Source organism: Nocardioides malaquae (assembly GCF_015070385.1).
GTDB lineage: Bacteria > Actinomycetota > Actinomycetes > Propionibacteriales > Nocardioidaceae > Nocardioides > Nocardioides malaquae.
In genome coordinates this window covers 1-235 of sequence record NZ_JADCSA010001214.1, presented here as the reverse complement: position 1 = coordinate 235, position 235 = coordinate 1, and the positions used below count along the sequence as shown (strand labels likewise).

Annotated in this window: 1 protein-coding gene; it reads left to right on the top strand. The window is 21.7% G+C overall.

Annotated elements, in window-relative coordinates:
• On the top strand, positions 1-235 hold a 235-nt coding region (locus IEQ44_RS18800; RefSeq protein WP_193639491.1), incomplete at both ends, for a hypothetical protein.

The following is a 235-nucleotide window of genomic DNA, read 5'->3' as shown; positions in this document are numbered from 1 at the left end:
AAACCTTCAGAAGAAACGTTTGATATAAGAGAAACTGTTTTAAATTATGATAAAAAACCTAACAGTTCAATTGCTAAAATATTTAAATATAGTATCAATGAAAATTTTCTTAAATACGAAGAAAAAAATTTTAAAAGAATAAATAATAAGTATTCCCCTTATAGACCAAAAACATTATTTGAGAAAGTTGAAATAGAAGAAATTTATGAGGAGTTATTAATTGCGATAACTAAAA